The organism is Arthrobacter zhaoguopingii (assembly GCF_009828595.1).
Taxonomy (GTDB): domain Bacteria; phylum Actinomycetota; class Actinomycetes; order Actinomycetales; family Micrococcaceae; genus Arthrobacter_D; species Arthrobacter_D zhaoguopingii.
This window is the reverse complement of sequence record NZ_WPNY01000002.1, coordinates 363296-379770: the sequence shown is the minus strand read 5'-3', so window position 1 is coordinate 379770 and position 16475 is coordinate 363296. Positions and strand designations below refer to the sequence as shown.

The following is a 16475-nucleotide window of genomic DNA, read 5'->3' as shown; positions in this document are numbered from 1 at the left end:
CCGCGCGAAGGATAAACGCAGAAAGACACGGACCGTTCGGTCCGTGTCTTTCTGCACTGTGCCGGGAGCCGCGGTGCGGTCCAGCGGAGGCGTCGTCCGGGCCGGGAGCGGAATGCCCGGCCGGCCGGGAAAGCCGGGGTACTCAGCCCTCCCGGGGCACGCGGACCATGCCCTCCTGCGCCACGCTGGCTACGAGGTCCCCGGCCCGGTTGTAGATCTTCCCGGCGGCGAGCCCGCGGGCACCCGAGGCGCTGGGGGAGCTTTGCACATACAGCAGCCATTCATCGACCCGCACCGGGCGGTGCCACCACATGGCGTGGTCGAGGCTGGCCACGCTCATTCCCGGGTGGATCCAGCTCAGCCCGTGCGGCCGCAGGATCGGCTCGAGCAGCGTGTAGTCGCTCGCGTAGGCCAGGGCCGCCCGGTGCAGCCCGTCGTCGTCGGGCATCGGGCCGAAGGTCTTCATCCAGACGGCGTTGCGCGGCTCGCGGACGCCGTCGTTGCTGACGTAGAGCGGGGAGTCGAGGTGACGGACGTCGAAGGGGCGGTCGAAGGCCCAGGCTTTGGCCACCGGGTGGTCGAAGCCGCCCAGCAGGTCGGCGGTGCTCGGCAGCGATTCCGGGTCCGGCACGCCCGAGGGCATGGGGTCCTGGTGGGTCAGGCCCTCGTCGGGCTCCTGGAAGGAGGCGATCATCGACAGGATCGGCACGCCGTCCTGGTAGGCGTGTGTGCGCCGGGCGGAGAAGGACCTGCCGTCACGGAGGCGCTGCACGCCGAAGGTGATGGGCAGGTCGGCGTCGCCGGCCCGCAGGAAATAGGCGTGCATCGAGTGCACCTCCCGGGTGGGCTCGACAGTCCGGATCGCCGCAATGAGCGACTGTCCCAGCACCTGCCCGCCAAACACCCGCTTGCCCGGCTGGGGGGCCGAAGTCCCAACGAAGATGTCCTCGTCGGTCTGCGCGCCGTCGGCGCTGCTCAGGTCGAGCAGGGACAGCAGCGAGAGCGTGGGGTCGGTGCGGGGCTCTGCGGCCATGGGGCGGTGTCTCCTCGGGGCGGGTGCGTTCTCCGGATCCTTTGCGCAGGCGTCCGGGCCTACTGCTGACCTTAGACGTACCGATACCGGCGCCTCAAGGCGGCACCCGGCGCTCCGGCCACCGGTCCGGCCGAATGGTCCGCGGGCGGCGGGTTTGAGAGGATGGATCCATGCCCCGTACCCTCCCAGTCCTTCTCCCGCCGCGCTGCGGCGACGGCGATACCAACGGACACACCGCCACGGTCGTCCAGTACCCCGTTCCCTGCGAACGGTGGGCCCGGCAGTGACGGGGGCACTCGAGTCAACGCACCTCGTCTTCCCCGATGCCCAGGTCTCGGCCGACCTGCGCACCTTCACGGCGCGGGCGCGGGCAACCGATGACGGCGCCGTGCGGCTCCAGGCCTCGGGAACCGTCCTGGCTGCCTACGTCTGCATGCTGCGACCCGCTGTGCTCGGTGAGGCGATCCCCACGGTGCTCGGACTGCGCACCATGCCCCTCGCGGAGCCGGCCCGCGTCGATGTGACGGTGGCGCTGGCCTCGGTCTCCGACCGGCTGGCGCGCATGCGGGACGACGTCGTCTTCGCCGTCCCGACGACGACACTGCGGCAGAACTGGGCCGGAGTGCTGCCGCCCCGCTCCGGCTGGGAGCCTGCGGGGACGCTCGCCACCGACGCACTCGAAGAGGCGGCGAGGGCCGGGATCGCCGACGTCGCCGGCAGCCTTCCCGACCGCGCCGGAGCGCTGATGGTCAACAACCGGCGCGGCACGGTCTGGGGGAGGGCGATCCCCGGAGCCCCCGCGGGCCTGCCGGCCGGAGCCGCCTTCGGCGCCTTCGCCCTGGGGTTCCTCGCTGACGGTGAAACGCCGTCGCTGTTCACCAACGGCCGGTGGACCCGGCTGAGCACGTCGCGCGGGCATGTGCTGGTGCGGGCCGCCGCGGTTCTCTAGACGCCCTTGAGAGTTCCACCTGCCGCCGGCCGGCGGTCGGGACACCCACGGCGCGTTCCGGCGCAGTATCGAGGACGCAGCACTGACCGCCCATGGGCCGTGCCGCCGGTAACTGGTGCGTTCTCCATGATGGGGGCAAAGCACGGGCTGCGGCCTCCGGCTCACACCACCATCGAGGGTGCAGCATCGACTGCCAACGGGCCGTGCCGCCGGTAATTGGTGCGTCCTCGATGGGGTGGAGGTCAGGCCGGGTCGGCAGCGTTCACCATGGACTGTGCCGCCCGGTCGAGGTAGTCCCACAGGGTCGCTTCGTGCAGAGGGGCGAGGTCCAGGGAGTCGACGGCGGTGCGCATGTGGCGCAGCCAGGCGTCGCGGGCCTTCGGTGTGACCTGGAAGGGGATGTGGCGCATGCGCAGCCTCGGGTGTCCGCGCTGCTCGCCGTAGGTCTTCGGCCCGCCCCAGTACTGCTCGAGGAACAGCAGCAGGCGCTCCTTGGCCGGCCCGAGGTCCTCCTCCGGGTACATGGGCCGCAGGATCTCGTCCTGGGCCACGCCGTCGTAGAAGACGTCGATCAGTTTCACGAAGGTGGGGTGGCCGCCGACCGCCTCGTAGAAGTTGTAGTCGGGCTGGGTGAAGCCCTGCCCGACCTGAATGACCCGGTCCGCAGGCAGGGGCGGCCGTCCAGGCGTCAGCGGAATGGTCTCCTGGAGCATCGGCTCGGGTTCGGTCATGGCTTCTCTCCTGCCGTCTCCGGCTGGTCCGCCGGCGCCGGCTCGATGTAGTTTCCCTGCGAGCGGTTGCCCACCTTGGTGATGTCGCCGTTGCGCACGTACCAGATGGCACCGTTCGCATCGACCATGCGCGTGATGCGCAGACCAACGGACTGCACCACGCCGACGGTCTCACCGATCTCGATGGTGTCCCCGATGCCGTACTGGTCTTCGATGGTGATGAAGAAGCCGAGGAACGCGTCCCGGATAACCTCCCGGGCGCCGAAACCGATGGCAATGCCGACAATGCCGACGCTGGCAAGGATGGGGCCGATCTGCAGGCCCAATTCGCCCAAGGCCATCGTGATGGCGATCACGGCGAGGCTCACGGCGGCGACGCTGGTGAGGAGTCCGCCGATGGTCTCGGCCCGCTGGCTGCGCCGCCCGGTGTCGAGTGAGCGCAGTACTGGCTGCGCCCACCGGAAGTGGGGCTTCTTGAAGACGTTATAGCCGTTCTGGACCCGGGTCACAGACCGGTGCACCAGGTAGCGGACGATGAGCCAGAGGATGAGGGCGACGATCAGGATGAGGACCGCGCCGATGACGCGCCCGCCGTAGCCAAGCTCCGGAAAGAGTTCCATGCCGGTGTTACTGCTTCCTTCGTGGGTGCCGCGGGGCCAGCTCCCGCCCGGTGCGGGGGTCCGGCGGCGCTGCTGTTACTAGGCTACCGCCGGGTCCGCCAGGACCGTGACGGGCTCATGGTCGACCGGGAAGTTCACCGAACGGGCGATGAAGCACGTCGCAGCGGCCTGGGCGTGAAGCCCGGTGGCCTTCTCGACGTCCTCCGGTGAGGCGACCGTCACCCGGGGACGGAGGAGAACGCGGGTGAATTCGCCGGTGCCGTCGCGGTTGAGCCGCAGAAAGCCTTCGGCGTCGTCGTCGTAGGCGGTCACTGTCACGCCCGCCTTCACTGCCACGTGCAGGTACGACAGCAGGTGGCACTGGGACAGGGCGGCCAGGAGCAGCTGCTCCGGGTTCCACCGGTCCTTCTGCCCATGGAAGGTCGGATCGGCGGTGCCCGGAAGGAGCGGCAGCCCGGGGGCGGTGACCTCGTTCTCCCGGCTGTACTCCCGGTAGCCCGAGGTGCCGGTGCCGAGGTTCCCCGTCCACTTCACCGCCACGTTGTATCGATGTTCGGAGAGGTTCACGGGCTACCGGTCCACGGCCTGGGCGCGCAGCGCCCGCTGCACGCCGTCGCGGTTCTCGAGGATCAGGCGCCGCAGCGACGGAATCTCGTCGCCGAGTTCGGCCAGGAACGCGTCGGTCCGCTCGAGCGTGCCCTCGGAGACGAGCCGGGAGGGGTACAGGCCGACGACGATCTGCTGGGCGATCTCGTAGGTGCGCGAGTCCCAGACCTCCCGGACCGAGTCGAAGTACTTCGCGGCGTACGGCTCAAGCAGTGCGGTGTCGTGGACGCGGGTGAAACCCTGGATCGCCGACCGCTGGGCGGCGTTGGGCAGGTCACTGCGCTCCACGATGGCGGTCCAGGCGTCGGCCTTGGCCTCCGCGGTCGGCACCGCGGCGCGTGCCAGGGCGGCCGCAAGCTGGCCGGTCGCCGTGGAGTCGGCCTCGAGTTCGGCGTCGATCTGCTCCTGCCCGTACCGGCCCCCGGCGACGAGTGAGGTGAGCAGCTCCCAGCGGAGGTCCGGGTCGACCGTCAGCCCTTCAGGGACGGAGGTGCCGGTCAGGATCGCCTCGACGACGTCGAGCTGGGCGTCGGTCCGGGCATGGGTGGCAAACGCCTTAATGAACTGGAGCTGCGAGTCTGAGCCGGGCCCGGCCGCCTCGGAGAGTTCGAGCAGGCTGTCGGCCACGGCGTCGCTCATGGCCTGCCGGTCCTCGGGGTTGACGTAGAACGTGAGCGTGGCGGCAAGCTGGCGGAGCAGCACGAGGACCACCGAGGAATCGGATTCCTCGCCGATGTTCTGCATGATCAGTTCGACGTAGTTCCGCGCCGGGGTCTCGCCGTCCCGCGCCGCGTCCCATGCCGAGCCCCACACGAGGGTGCGGGCCAGCGAATCGGCGAAGTTCCGCAGGTGGCGGATGGAGGTGCGCAGCGACGCCGGGTCAAGGCGGATCTTGGCGTAGGCGAGGTCGTCGTCGTTCAGCAGGACCAGGGCGGGCTGGCGCTGCCCCACGGCCTCGGGAACCTCGGTGCGCTCACCGTCGACGTCGAGCTCCATCCGGGCCACCCGGGTCAGCCGGCCTTCGTCGTCGAGGTCGTAGAAGCCGACCGCGAGCCGGTGCGGGCGGATGGTGGGGTAGTCCTCGGGCGCGGACTGCGCGATGGAGAAGGCGGTGATCACACCGTCCTCGGTCACGGTGAACTCGGGGCGCAGGGTGTTCACGCCGGCGGTCTCCAGCCACAGCGAGGACCACCGGGTGAGGTCGCGTCCGCTGGCCTTCTCGAGTTCGACGAGCAGGTCCTTGAGCTCGGTGTTCTTCCAGGAGTGCCGGGAGAAGTACTCCCGCACGCCCTCCATGAACTTCTCCTGGCCGACCCAGGCGACCAGCTGCTTGAGCACCGAGGCGCCCTTGGCATAGGTGATGCCGTCGAAGTTCACCTGGACGTCATCGAGGTCCTTGATTTCGGCGACGATCGGGTGCGTTGAGGGCAGCTGGTCCTGGCGGTACGCCCAGGACTTCTCGAGCGAGGCGAACGTGGTCCAGGACTGGGTGAACTCCGTCGCCTCCGCGGCGGCCAGGGTCGACATGTACTCGGCGAAGGACTCATTGAGCCACAGGTCGTTCCACCACTTCATGGTGACGAGGTCGCCGAACCACATGTGGGCCAGCTCGTGGAGGATGGTGATGGCCCGGCGCTCCACCGTGGCCTCGGGGACGCGGGAGCGGAAGACGTAGGTCTCGACGAACGTCACCGCACCGGCGTTTTCCATGGCCCCGGCGTTGAACTCCGGGACGAACAGCTGGTCGTACTTCTCAAAGGGGTACGGCGTGCCGAACTGCTTTTCATAGAACTCGAAGCCCTGGCGGGTGAGCTTGAAGATGTTTTCGGCGTCGAGGTGCTGCATGAGGGACCGGCGGGCGAAGACCCCAAGCGGGATGGTGCGCCCGTCAGCGCTCGTCAGTTCGCTGCGCACCGCCTGGTACGGCCCGGCGATCAGGGCCGTGACGTAGGAGGACATGACCGGCGTCGGCTCGAACGACCAGGTGGAGCGTGCCGGCTCCTCGCCGGCAGCGGCGGCGGCGACGGGCTTGGGGGTGGGGGAGTTGGAGATGACATCCCAGTGCGGCGGCGCGGTCACGGTGAAGCGGAAGGTCGACTTCAGGTCTGGCTGCTCGAACACCGCGAACACGCGCCGGGAGTCAGGAACCTCGAACTGGGTGTAGAGGTAGACCTCGCCGTCCACGGGGTCGACGAAGCGGTGGAGCCCCTCGCCTGTGTTCATGTACAGCATGTCGGCGTCGACGACGAGCTCGTTGGAGGCGGCGAGGTCCGGCAGAGCGATGCGGTGCCCGTCGGCGACCTGAGCGGGATCGAGTTCCACGCCATTGAGGCTCACGCGGTGCACCGTGTCGGTCACGGCATCGATGAAGGTTGAGGCGCCCTGGGCCGCATCGAAGCGGATCACCGTCCTCGAGCCGAACACGCGCTCCCCGCGCATCAGGTCAAGGTTGATGTCGTAGGAGTGGACTTGCAGGAGTTCGGAGCGGACGCTGGCTTCGCTGCGCGTCAGGTTCATGCCGGGCAAGGGGTCGCCTCCAGGGTGGGGAACAAGGACGCCGCGTCGGGGTCGCCCTGCGCAGCGTTTCGTATTCTTCCACTTTTTCCTTTTGAGCACCTCCCTTTGGGCGTTCCGGCGGACCGACTTCCGGTAAACGGGTGCCTTCGGGGTGGGCCGGGCGTCGTGCCCGGGGGAGCGGAAGCCCCGGCGCCTTGGCAGTAGGCTGGAGGCGGAATCACCCCCGACTGAACGGAATGCTCATGCGTGTCCACCTCGCCACAGATCATGCAGGGATGGAGCTCAGCGCCCACCTTGTCGGCCATCTCGGCACCGCCGGCTACGACGTGGTCGACCACGGCCCGACCGAGTACGACCCCGAGGACGACTACCCCCGCTTCTGCATCAACGCGGCCCTCGCCGTTGTCGCCGACCAGGCCGCAGGGGTGGAGGCGCTCGGGATCGTGCTGGGCGGGTCCGGCAACGGCGAGCAGATCGCCGCCAACAAGGTGCGCGGCATCCGCGCCGCCCTGGCCTGGAACCTCGACACCGCCCGGCTGGCCCGCAACCACAACGACGCGAACATCATCGCCGTCGGCGGGCGCCAGCACAGCGTCGAGGAGGCGACCTCAATCATCGAGGCGTTCCTCGCCGAGCCGTTCAGCAACGACAATCGCCACGTGCGCCGCATCGGCAAGATCGCCGACTACGAAGCCACCGGGGACGTCCCCGACTAGGCACTGCGGCCCGCCCCCACGGCAGCGCACACAGAAACACCCGGACGTCTCAGACGTCCGGGTGTTTTTCGTTTCCGAGGGGATGACGGGAATCGAACCCGCGTAATCAGTTTGGAAGACTGAGGCTTTACCATTAAGCTACATCCCCGGATTCCGGGCCTCAGAGGCTCTCCGGAACGCATATAACTACACCACAGGTGGGCTGCATTCGCCAAATGTGCAACGGGGGTCAAAGTTACGTAGACTGGCTCTCGCACTCTCGGGGTGTAGCTCAGCTTGGTAGAGCGCCTGCTTTGGGAGCAGGAAGTCGCAGGTTCAACTCCTGTCACCCCGACTCCGTATGTCGAGGACCCCAGTATTCTCGGATACCGAGTCCTCGTTTTCAATACGGAAACTATCCCAATCACTCAGGAGTCCTACGCTGTGAAGAGCGCTGTCGAAAACCTTTCCCCCACGCGGGTGAAGCTCAATGTCGAGGTCCCGTTCGAGGAACTCAGGCCGAACATCGACGCGGCTTACAAGACGATCGCCGGTCAGGTGCAGGTTCCTGGATTCCGCAAGGGCAAGGTTCCCCAGCAGCTCATCGACCAGCGCGTTGGCCGCGGCTACGTCATCGAGACCGCCGTCAATGACGGGCTCGACGGGTTCTACCAGAACGCCGTCAAGGAGACCGGAATCCGGCCGCTGAGCCGCCCCGAGGTGGAGATCACCGAGGTTCCGGATCCCGCGAAGAAGGACGGCCAGCTCGTCTTCACCGTGGAGCTGGACATCCGCCCCGAGATCGAACTGCCCGACTACTCGGGCATCGAGGTCACCGTCGAGGCCGCCAAGGCATCGGACGAGGACATCGATAAGGCCGTGGACGAGCTGCGCAGCCGCTTCGGCACGCTGAACACCGTCGACCGCCCGGCCGCGGACGGGGACTTCCTGACGATCGACCTCAGCGCCAAGGTCGACGGCGAAGAGGTCGACTCCGCGCAGGACCTTTCCTACCAGGTCGGCGCCGGCACCATGCTCGAGGGCATGGACGAGGCCGTCACCGGCCTGAGCGTCGACGAGTCCGCCACCTTCGCGACGAAGCTCGCCGGCGGCGAGCACTCCGGCGCCGACGCCGAGGTCACCGTCACCGTCAAGGCCGTCAAGGAGCGCGAGCTCCCCGAGGTCAACGACGACTTTGCTCAGCTGGCCAGCGAGTTCGACACCGCAGCCGAGCTGCGCGAGGACCTCACCAAGCGCGCCGCCGAAAGCAAGATCGTCGACCAGGGCGTCGAAGCCCGCGACAAGGTCCTCGACAGGCTCGTCGAGATGATCGAGGTGCCCGTCCCCGAGGCCGTCATCGCCGAGCAGCTCGAGCAGCACTTCAAGCCCGACAACGCCGGCAACGCCGGCGAAGAGCACGACACCGAGGAGCACCGTGCGGAGGTGCGCACCAACACCGAGCGCGCGTTCCGCAACGAGATCATCCTCGACACCGTTGCCGAGAAGGAAGAGGTCTCGGTCAGCCAGGCCGAACTGATCGACTACATCGTCTCGACCGCGAGCCAGTACGGCATGGAGCCGAACCAGTTCGCCCAGATGCTCGACTCCAGCGGCCAGGTCCCGATGATCGTCGGAGAGGTCCGGCGCCGCAAGGCCCTGGCCAAGGTCCTCGAACTGGCGAAGGTCACCGACTCCAACGGTGACGCCGTCGATCTCACCGACTTCGTGCGTCCCGGCGCCGATGACACCGAGACCGTCGACGTCGACGACACCGTCGAGGACGCGCCGGCTGCCGAGGTCGCCGAGGGCGACGACGCGCAGCGCGCCTGATCCCGTTCCACCAGCGTGAAAAGACGCCGCGGCCCCCCGGGCCGCGGCGTCTTTTGCGTTGCCCCGGCGGCCCCGGTTCCGACCGGAAATGCCCGGCCCGGGGTGGTGCGCCGTCAGCGAACAGTTCCCGGAGCAGGAGCAAAAATTCGCCGGGGCGGGTTAGTGTCCAATGTGAGACAAACGGACGGGCAGCCCCTCTCGGGGAAGCGCCCGCCAGAGTGAGAGGTTAACGAGAATGGCAACCGAACCAACCACCCCCAGCATGGCGACCGCCGATCCGGGCGGACGCGATGACTACATCTTCAACCGGCTCCTCAAGGAGCGCATCATCTGGCTCGGTTCCGAGGTGCGGGACGACAACGCAAACGTCATCTGCTCCCAGCTCCTGCTGCTCTCGGCGGAGGACCCGGAGCGGGACATCTTCCTGTACATCAACTCGCCCGGCGGCTCGGTGACCGCCGGCATGGCCATCTACGACACCATGCAGTTCATCCCGAACGACGTGGTCACTGTCGCCACCGGCCTCGCCGCCTCGATGGGCCAGTTCCTGCTGTCCTCCGGCACCAAGGGCAAGCGTTACGCCACCCCCCACGCGCGCATCCTCATGCACCAGCCCTCCGGTGGCATCGGCGGCACCGCCTCCGACATCCGCATCCAGGCCGAACTGATCCTCCACATGAAGCGGGTCATGGCTGAGCTGACTGCCGAGCAGACCGGCCAGAGCGTCGAGACCATCCTCAAGGACAACGACCGCGACAAGTGGTTCACCGCCCAGGAAGGCCTCGAGTACGGGTTCTTCGACCACATCTCGGCCCACGCCGGCACGGTGTCCGGCGGCGGCGGAACCCACCGCCCGTAAGTGCCCGCAGTTTCCTACCTTTCACAGCCTTTCCACCAGGAGACCCCCATGAACACCAATTTCTCGGCCACGGCCGGGTCGCAGGCACACCAGATGCCCTCAAGCCGCTACATTCTGCCGCAGTTCGAGGAGCGCACGCCCTACGGCTTCAAGCGCCAGGATCCGTACACGAAGCTGTTCGAGGACCGCATCATCTTCCTCGGCACCCAGGTTGACGACGCCTCGGCCGACGACATCATGGCCCAGCTGCTCGTGCTCGAGTCCACCGACCCCGAGCGCGACATCACGCTGTACATCAACTCGCCCGGCGGGTCGTTCACGGCCATGACGGCGATTTACGACACCATGCAGTTCATCCGTCCGGAGGTGCAGACGGTGTGCCTCGGGCAGGCCGCCAGCGCCGCCGCCGTCCTGCTGGCCGCCGGTGCGCCCGGCAAGCGCCTGGCGCTGCCGAACGCCCGCGTCCTGATCCACCAGCCGGCCCTCTCGGGCGGGCAGGGCGGACAGGCCTCGGACCTCGAGATCCAGGCCAACGAAGTGATGCGCATGCGCACCTGGCTCGAGGACACCATCGCCCTGCACAGCGGGCGCGACACCGAGCAGGTCAACCGCGACATCGAGCGCGACAAGATCCTCACGGCGGCCGAAGCGGTCTCCTACGGTCTCGTCGACGAGGTCCTGACCTCGCGCAAGATGGTCCAGCCGATGATCAACACGCCGTAATTTCCACCGGCCGCTCCCGGCCCGGCCGCCGATGCCCGTAGTGCCAGGTTTGGCACTACGGGCATTTTGGTACTGATTCGCGGGATCATGTGGCCTAGAGTGGAAACAGCATCCAAGTACCACGTAAGGGGACTGACACATGGCTCGCATTGGTGAGAGCGCGGATCTGCTGAAGTGCTCTTTCTGTGGAAAAAGCCAGAAGCAGGTGCGGAAGCTCATTGCCGGCCCCGGGGTCTACATCTGCGATGAATGCATCGACCTCTGCAACGAGATCATCGAAGAGGAGCTTTCGGAGGTCGCGGACCTTGGCACGTTCGAACTGCCCAAGCCCCGCGAGATCTTCGACTTCCTGCAGGAGTACGTGGTGGGCCAGGAGCCCGCGAAGCGTTCCCTCGCCGTTGCCGTCTACAACCACTACAAGCGGATCCAGTCCGGCAGCGCCCCGCGCACGGCCGGAACGCTCACCGGCACGCCCGGTGCGGAGGAAGTGGAGATCGCCAAGTCCAACATCCTGCTGATCGGTCCGACCGGCTGCGGCAAGACCTACCTGGCCCAGACCCTCGCCCGGCGGCTGAACGTTCCGTTCGCCGTCGCCGACGCGACGGCGCTCACGGAGGCCGGGTATGTGGGCGAGGACGTCGAGAACATCCTCCTGAAACTGATCCAGGCCGCGGACTATGACGTGAAGAAGGCCGAGCAGGGCATTATCTACATCGACGAGATCGACAAGATCTCCCGGAAGAGCGAAAACCCCTCGATCACCCGCGACGTCTCGGGCGAGGGCGTCCAGCAGGCCCTGCTGAAGATCCTCGAGGGGACCGTGGCGTCGGTTCCCCCGCAGGGCGGGCGCAAGCACCCGCACCAGGAGTTCATCCAGATCGACACGACCAACGTGCTGTTCATCGTCGCCGGCGCCTTCGCCGGCCTCGAGGAGATCATCGGGTCGCGGGCCGGCCGGAAGGGCATCGGGTTCGGTGCGCCGCTGAGCTCACTGAAGAACGAGGAAGTCAGCTACGGCGACGTCATGCCCGAGGATCTCCTGAAGTTCGGGCTGATCCCGGAGTTCATCGGCCGGCTTCCGGTGATCACCACGGTGACCCACCTTGACCGTCCGGCGCTCATGCAGATCCTCACCGAGCCCAAGAACGCCCTGCTGAAGCAGTACCAGAAGATGTTCCTGCTCGACGGCGTCGAGCTGTCCTTCGACCCGAAGGCGCTCGAGGCGATCGCCGACCTCGCCCTGGAGCGGGGAACCGGCGCCCGCGGGCTGCGGGCCATCATGGAGGAAGTGCTGCTGCCGGTCATGTTCGACCTGCCAAGCCGCGACGATGTCGCCTCGGTCGTCATCACCGCAGACGTCGTCGCCAAGCGCGCCGAGCCGACGCTGATCTCGCACGACGTCGTGGCCAAGCGCCGCAACAAGTCCGCCTAGTTCCCACCCCCATCCTGTAGAGAAACCGCCTGTACCCGGCATCGGCGCCGTGCCCTGAGGGGCACGGCGCCGTTCTCTTCTGCCGCGGTCCGCCGCGAACAGAACTGTCCCAACCCCAAAAGGAGTACCCCCATGCAAAATTCCGTAGCCGAGAAGGCCGACTTCTGGTTCGACCCGGTGTGCCCGTACGCCTGGGTGACATCCCGATGGATGGGTGAGGTCGAGCAGGTCCGCAGCATCAGCATCGACTGGCACGTGATGAGCCTTGCGGTGCTGAACGAGGGCCGCGACCTTCCGCCGGACTACCGGACCCTGATGGACTCGGCCTGGGCGCCGGTGCGCGTCCTGATCGCGGCGGAGACGCTGCACGGCGCCCAGTACACCAAGCCGCTCTACGACGCCATGGGCACCCGGATCCACGTCGACGGCAACCGGGACTTCGAACTGGTCATCAAGGAAGCCCTCGCCGAGGTGGGGCTTCCGGACGAGCTGGCCGACTACGGTTCGACTGACGAATTCGACGCCAAGCTCCGCGCCTCGCACCAGGGGGCCATCGATCGGGTGGGCGACGAGGTGGGAACCCCGGTCGTCGCCTTCAACGGCACCGCCTTCTTCGGCCCGGTCCTCACCCGCATCCCCCGGGGGGAGGAAGCCGGCCGCATCTTCGACGCCGCCGTGCAGCTCGCTTCGTTCCCCGGCTTCTTCGAGATCAAGCGCACCCGCACCGAGGACCCCAGCTTCGAGTAGGGGGTCGACGCCGCCCTCCCGGCGGCAGGCACACAAACGGCCCCGCGCACTGCGCGGGGCCGTTGTCGTTGCGGGCCTGGATCCGATACAAGTGCCTAGGCGTCGGCGGGCGAGACCTCGGCGGGGACCAGTTCCACCGCGGAGACCGTCAGGTCGCCGTCGCCCTCGGCGAGGGTGAGGTCGCGTGCATTGCCGGCGGCGAGCAGGTCGGGAAGACCCGCACGCAGGTGCGCCACGCGGGCCGGCGACGCGGTGACGACGGCGGTGGCCACCTCGGTGCGCTGCTTGACCTTCGCCTCGGACTTCGCCTTGCGCACGCCTCCCAGCGCCAGGGCGACGGAGGTGAGCAGCTCGGGATCGGCGCCGTCGAGGCCCTGCAGGGCGTCGGCGGACGGCCACGGCGCGCGGTGCACCGAATCCTCCCGCCACCAGCTCCAGACCTCGTCGGTGGCGAAGGGCAGGAAGGGGGCGAACAGCCGCAGCAGGGCATCGAGCGTCGTGGCCAGGGCCGTGAGCACCGACTCCTTCGCGTCCTCGCCCGCCGCACCGTAGGCGCGGTCCTTCACGAGCTCCACGTAGTCGTCGGTGAAGGTCCAGAAGAAGGACTCGGTGAGCTGGAGCGCCCGCGCGTAGTCGTACTTCTCGAATGCCGCCGTCGCCTGCGCCGTGACCTCGCGCAGCTGCGCCAGCAGGGCGAGGTCGATGGGCAGGGTGACCCGCGGCAGGGCCGAGGGGGAGGCCGAGGCCTCGGTGGCCCCGAGGTTCAGCACGAACTTCGACGCGTTGAGCAGCTTGATGGCCAGCCGCCGGCCAATCTTCATCTGGTTGATCTCGTAGGCAGTGTCGGCGCCAAGCTTGGCCGATGCGGCCCAGTAGCGCACCGCGTCCGAGCCGAACTGCTCAAGCACGTCGGTCGGGACTACCACGTTGCCCTTGGACTTGGACATCTTCTTGCGGTCCGGGTCCAGGATCCAGCCGGAGAGCGCCGCGTGGCGCCACGGCGGGGAGTCCTGCAGTGCGTCGGCGCGCACCGCGGTGGAGAACAGCCAGGTGCGGATGATGTCGTGGCCCTGGGGGCGCAGGTCGAAGGGGAAGACGCGGGAGAACAGTTCCTCGTCCCGCGACCAGCCGCCGACGATCTGCGGGGTCAGCGAGGACGTCGCCCAGGTGTCGAGCACATCGGCGTCTCCGATGAACCCGTTCGGCTGGTTCCTGCCGCTCTCCTCGAAGCCGGGGGCCGGCTCACCGGCCGGGTCAACCGGCAGGGACTCATTGGAGGGCACGATCGGGTTCTCGTAATCCGGCTCGCCGTCGGCGTCCAGGCGGTACCAGACCGGCACGGGCACCCCGAAGAACCGCTGCCGGGAGACCAGCCAATCGCCGTTGAGGCCTTCGATCCAGTTCTCGTACCGGGAGCGCATGAACGCCGGGTGGAAGTCGATCTCCCGGCCGCGGGCGAGCAGCCGCTCGCGCTTGTCGGCGTCGCGCCCGCCGTTGCGGATGTACCACTGGCGGCTGGTGACGACCTCGAGCGGCTTGTCGCCCTTTTCGTAGAAGTTCACCGGGTGCAGGATCTTCTTGGGCTCGCCGTCGAGGTCGCCGCTGGCACGGAGCAGATCGACGACGGCCTCCTTGGCGCTGAAGATCGTCTTGCCGGCCAGGGCCGCGTAGTTCTCCCGGGCACGGTCGGTGGCGATCCACTCCGGGGTCTCGGTGCGGATGCGCCCGTCGCGGCCGACCACGGCGCGGGTGGGCAGCTGCAGTTCGCGCCACCAGGTGACGTCGGTGAGGTCACCGAAGGTGCAGATCATCGCGATGCCGCTGCCCTTGTCGGGCTTGGCCAGCGGGTGGGCCTTGATCTCGACCTCGACATCGAACAGCGGGGAAGTGACGGTGGTGCCGAACAGCGGCTTGTAGCGCTCGTCGTCGGGGTGGGCCACCAGGGCAACGCAGGCCGGCAGGAGCTCGGGCCGGGTCGATTCGACGTGGATCTTCTGGCCGTCGGGGGTGGAGAAGGCGATGCGGTGGTACGCACCGGGCTGCTCACGGTCCTCAAGCTCGGCCTGGGCCACCGCGGTGCGGAAGGTGACGTCCCACAGGGTCGGCGCCTCGGCGAGGTAGGCGTCCCCCGCGGCGAGGTTCGCCAGGAAGGCACGCTGGGAGACGGCCCGTGAGGTGTCGTCGATGGTGCGGTAGGTCAGGTTCCAGTCAACGGAGAGGCCGAGGGTGCTGAAGAGGTCCTCAAAGACCTTCTCGTCCTCGACCGCGACCTGCTCGCAGAGTTCGATGAAGTTGCGCCGGGAGACGGCGTCGAAGTCCCGCTGGTTCTTCGCGGGCTGGGCCGGCGGGGTGTAGCCGGCGTCGTAGGGGACCGAGGGCTCGCAGCGGACCCCGAAGTAGTTCTGCACCCGGCGCTCGGTGGGCAGGCCGTTGTCGTCCCAGCCCATGGGGTAGAACACGTTCTTCCCCCGCATGCGCTGGAAGCGCGCCATCACGTCCGTCTGGGTGTAGGAGAACATGTGCCCGACGTGCAGCGAACCCGACGCCGTGGGCGGGGGAGTGTCGATCGAGTACACCTCCTCCCGGGTGGTATCCCGGCGAAACGCGTACGTCCCGTTGTCCCTCCACTGCTTGGCCAGGCGCGGCTCAAGGCCCTCGAGGGCTGGCTTGTCGGGAACGTTGACGGGCTGGTGGGCGGGCGTGTCTGTGCCCTGAATGTTTTCGGCCATGGTGTCCATTCTTCCATGACGCCCGTGTATACCCGCCGCCGCGCCGGGCGCCGGCCGGGGTTGCTGGCTAGAGTGGTGCAATGAGCACCGAACCAGTGCCAACTCCTGCCATTGGGTCCCCTTCGCGCAGCGCGGACGGGCCCCTGCGCGCCGTCGTCACGGGCGCCAGTTCCGGAATCGGCGCCGCCACGGTGCGTGCGCTGCGCGCCGCCGGCTGGGACGTCACCGCCGCGGCCCGGCGCGCCGACCGGCTCGAACGGCTCGCGGCCGAGACGGGGGCGCGGGCCGCCGTCGTCGACGTCACCGACCAGGACTCGGTTGACGCCCTGGTGCGGGAGGTGACCGCCGCCGGGGAGGTGAATGCGGTCATCAACAACGCCGGTGGTGCGTTCGGCATGGAAACGGTCGCCGAGGCGCGCACCGCCGACTGGGAGCACATGTACAACGTGAACGTGCTCGGGTCGATGCGCATCACCCGCGGCTTCCTGCCGGCGGTCCGCAGCAGCGGGCACGGCAGCTTCGTGTTCCTTACCTCCACCGCGGCCCTCGCCGCCTACGAGGGCGGGGCCGGCTACGTGGCGGCGAAGGCCGCGCAGCAGGCGGTGGCACGCACCCTGCGCCTCGAGGAGGCAGCGAACAACGTCCGCGTCATCGAGGTGGCCCCCGGCATGGTCCACACCGAGGAGTTCTCCCTCAACCGCCTCGGCAGCTCAGCGGCCGCCGACAAGGTCTACGAGGGGGTCGCGAACCCGCTGAGCGCCGCCGACGTCGCCGACGCCATCGTGTACGCGCTCAACGCGCCGCTCCACGTCAATGTCGACACCCTGGTGCTCCGCCCCCTGGCCCAGGCCGCGAACCACAAGGTCATCCGCGCCACCGAGGGGCTCTTCACGGGGCCCCCGGAGGCGTTTCCCTGAGGCCCCGGCGGCGCCCCGGCGCAACCTTCGAACCGGCGCAACCTTCGAACCGGCGTAACCTTCGAACCGGCGTAACCTTCGAACCGG

At 68.2% G+C, this 16475-nt stretch carries 14 protein-coding genes and 2 tRNA genes; 9 read left to right on the top strand and 7 right to left on the bottom strand.

Annotated elements, in window-relative coordinates; all coding sequences use genetic code 11:
* Window positions 1-142: 142 nt before the first annotated feature.
* Complete coding sequence (locus GVV86_RS04210) at window positions 143-1033, bottom strand: acyl-CoA thioesterase (protein WP_159616903.1); 891 nt, start codon at window positions 1031-1033, stop codon at window positions 143-145.
* Window positions 1034-1316: 283 nt separating this feature from the next.
* Between GVV86_RS04210 and GVV86_RS04205 the strand changes: the two genes are divergently transcribed.
* Complete coding sequence (locus GVV86_RS04205) at window positions 1317-1982, top strand: DUF8185 domain-containing protein (RefSeq protein WP_159616901.1); 666 nt, start codon at window positions 1317-1319, stop codon at window positions 1980-1982.
* A 242-nt stretch (window positions 1983-2224) separates the two neighbouring features.
* On the opposite strand, the gene GVV86_RS04200 is transcribed toward GVV86_RS04205, so the two are convergent.
* The 4 genes from GVV86_RS04200 to pepN all read right to left on the bottom strand — a co-directional run bounded on the left by GVV86_RS04200 (window position 2225) and on the right by pepN (window position 6456).
* Entirely contained in the window at window positions 2225-2713 is a 489-nt protein-coding gene (locus tag GVV86_RS04200) for a globin (RefSeq protein ID WP_281406909.1), read from the bottom strand.
* The gene (locus tag GVV86_RS04195) at window positions 2710-3333 is read right to left on the bottom strand and encodes a mechanosensitive ion channel family protein (RefSeq protein ID WP_159616899.1); all 624 of its coding nucleotides are present in this window, start codon (window positions 3331-3333) and stop codon (window positions 2710-2712) included. The genes GVV86_RS04200 and GVV86_RS04195 overlap by 4 nt, the downstream gene beginning before the upstream one ends.
* A 78-nt stretch (window positions 3334-3411) precedes the next feature.
* The gene (locus GVV86_RS04190; protein WP_159616897.1) at window positions 3412-3900 is read right to left on the bottom strand and encodes an OsmC family protein; all 489 of its coding nucleotides are present in this window, start codon (window positions 3898-3900) and stop codon (window positions 3412-3414) included.
* 3 nt (window positions 3901-3903) lie between these two features.
* Complete coding sequence (gene pepN, locus GVV86_RS04185; protein WP_159801551.1) at window positions 3904-6456, bottom strand: aminopeptidase N; 2553 nt, start codon at window positions 6454-6456, stop codon at window positions 3904-3906.
* Window positions 6457-6698: 242 nt separating this feature from the next.
* Between pepN and GVV86_RS04180 the strand changes: the two genes are divergently transcribed.
* A complete protein-coding gene (locus GVV86_RS04180; RefSeq protein ID WP_159801549.1) occupies window positions 6699-7172 on the top strand; it encodes a ribose-5-phosphate isomerase in 474 nt (157 codons plus the stop codon).
* Window positions 7173-7249: 77 nt separating this feature from the next.
* Here GVV86_RS04180 and GVV86_RS04175 read toward each other — a convergent pair.
* Window positions 7250-7320: transfer RNA gene (locus GVV86_RS04175), tRNA-Gly, on the bottom strand.
* Window positions 7321-7432: 112 nt separating this feature from the next.
* On the opposite strand from GVV86_RS04175, the gene GVV86_RS04170 reads away from it, so the two are divergent.
* From GVV86_RS04170 to GVV86_RS04145, 6 genes are all read left to right on the top strand, one after another.
* Window positions 7433-7506 (top strand) — tRNA-Pro (locus tag GVV86_RS04170).
* 89 nt (window positions 7507-7595) lie between these two features.
* Window positions 7596-8981 (top strand): trigger factor, encoded by a 1386-nt coding sequence (gene tig, locus GVV86_RS04165; RefSeq protein ID WP_159801547.1) that lies wholly within the window; start codon window positions 7596-7598, stop codon window positions 8979-8981.
* Window positions 8982-9243: 262 nt separating this feature from the next.
* On the top strand, window positions 9244-9840 hold the full coding sequence (locus GVV86_RS04160) for an ATP-dependent Clp protease proteolytic subunit (RefSeq protein WP_133402674.1): 597 nt from the start codon (window positions 9244-9246) through the stop codon (window positions 9838-9840).
* A 48-nt stretch (window positions 9841-9888) separates the two neighbouring features.
* The gene (locus tag GVV86_RS04155; protein ID WP_159801545.1) at window positions 9889-10563 is read left to right on the top strand and encodes an ATP-dependent Clp protease proteolytic subunit; all 675 of its coding nucleotides are present in this window, start codon (window positions 9889-9891) and stop codon (window positions 10561-10563) included.
* A gap of 139 nt (window positions 10564-10702) precedes the next feature.
* The gene (clpX, locus tag GVV86_RS04150) at window positions 10703-11995 is read left to right on the top strand and encodes an ATP-dependent Clp protease ATP-binding subunit ClpX (protein WP_159616887.1); all 1293 of its coding nucleotides are present in this window, start codon (window positions 10703-10705) and stop codon (window positions 11993-11995) included.
* 132 nt (window positions 11996-12127) lie between these two features.
* Window positions 12128-12742: a mycothiol-dependent nitroreductase Rv2466c family protein gene (locus tag GVV86_RS04145; protein WP_159801543.1), complete on the top strand. Its 615-nt coding sequence runs from the start codon at window positions 12128-12130 to the stop codon at window positions 12740-12742.
* 95 nt (window positions 12743-12837) lie between these two features.
* Here GVV86_RS04145 and valS read toward each other — a convergent pair whose 3' ends face one another.
* Window positions 12838-15471, bottom strand: coding sequence for a valine--tRNA ligase (valS, locus tag GVV86_RS04140; RefSeq protein WP_159801541.1), 2634 nt, complete (start codon window positions 15469-15471; stop codon window positions 12838-12840).
* 80 nt (window positions 15472-15551) lie between these two features.
* On the opposite strand from valS, the gene GVV86_RS04135 reads away from it, so the two are divergent.
* Window positions 15552-16388 (top strand): SDR family oxidoreductase, encoded by an 837-nt coding sequence (locus GVV86_RS04135; RefSeq protein WP_159801539.1) that lies wholly within the window; start codon window positions 15552-15554, stop codon window positions 16386-16388.
* Window positions 16389-16475: the final 87 nt, after the last annotated feature.

Bases quoted from the DNA above. Each gene is read 5' to 3' on its own strand.
- GVV86_RS04210 (WP_159616903.1), bottom strand. From the start codon at position 1,033: ATGGCCGCAGAGCCCCGCACCGACCCCACGCTCTCGCTGCTGTCCCTG.
- GVV86_RS04200 (WP_281406909.1), bottom strand. From the start codon at position 2,713: ATGACCGAACCCGAGCCGATGCTCCAGGAGACCATTCCGCTGACGCCT.
- GVV86_RS04195 (WP_159616899.1), bottom strand. From the start codon at position 3,333: ATGGAACTCTTTCCGGAGCTTGGCTACGGCGGGCGCGTCATCGGCGCG.
- pepN (WP_159801551.1), bottom strand. From the start codon at position 6,456: ATGAACCTGACGCGCAGCGAAGCCAGCGTCCGCTCCGAACTCCTGCAA.
- GVV86_RS04180 (WP_159801549.1), top strand. From the start codon at position 6,699: ATGCGTGTCCACCTCGCCACAGATCATGCAGGGATGGAGCTCAGCGCC.
- GVV86_RS04160 (WP_133402674.1), top strand. From the start codon at position 9,244: ATGGCGACCGCCGATCCGGGCGGACGCGATGACTACATCTTCAACCGG.
- GVV86_RS04155 (WP_159801545.1), top strand. From the start codon at position 9,889: ATGAACACCAATTTCTCGGCCACGGCCGGGTCGCAGGCACACCAGATG.
- clpX (WP_159616887.1), top strand. From the start codon at position 10,703: ATGGCTCGCATTGGTGAGAGCGCGGATCTGCTGAAGTGCTCTTTCTGT.
- GVV86_RS04145 (WP_159801543.1), top strand. From the start codon at position 12,128: ATGCAAAATTCCGTAGCCGAGAAGGCCGACTTCTGGTTCGACCCGGTG.
- valS (WP_159801541.1), bottom strand. From the start codon at position 15,471: ATGGCCGAAAACATTCAGGGCACAGACACGCCCGCCCACCAGCCCGTC.
- GVV86_RS04135 (WP_159801539.1), top strand. From the start codon at position 15,552: ATGAGCACCGAACCAGTGCCAACTCCTGCCATTGGGTCCCCTTCGCGC.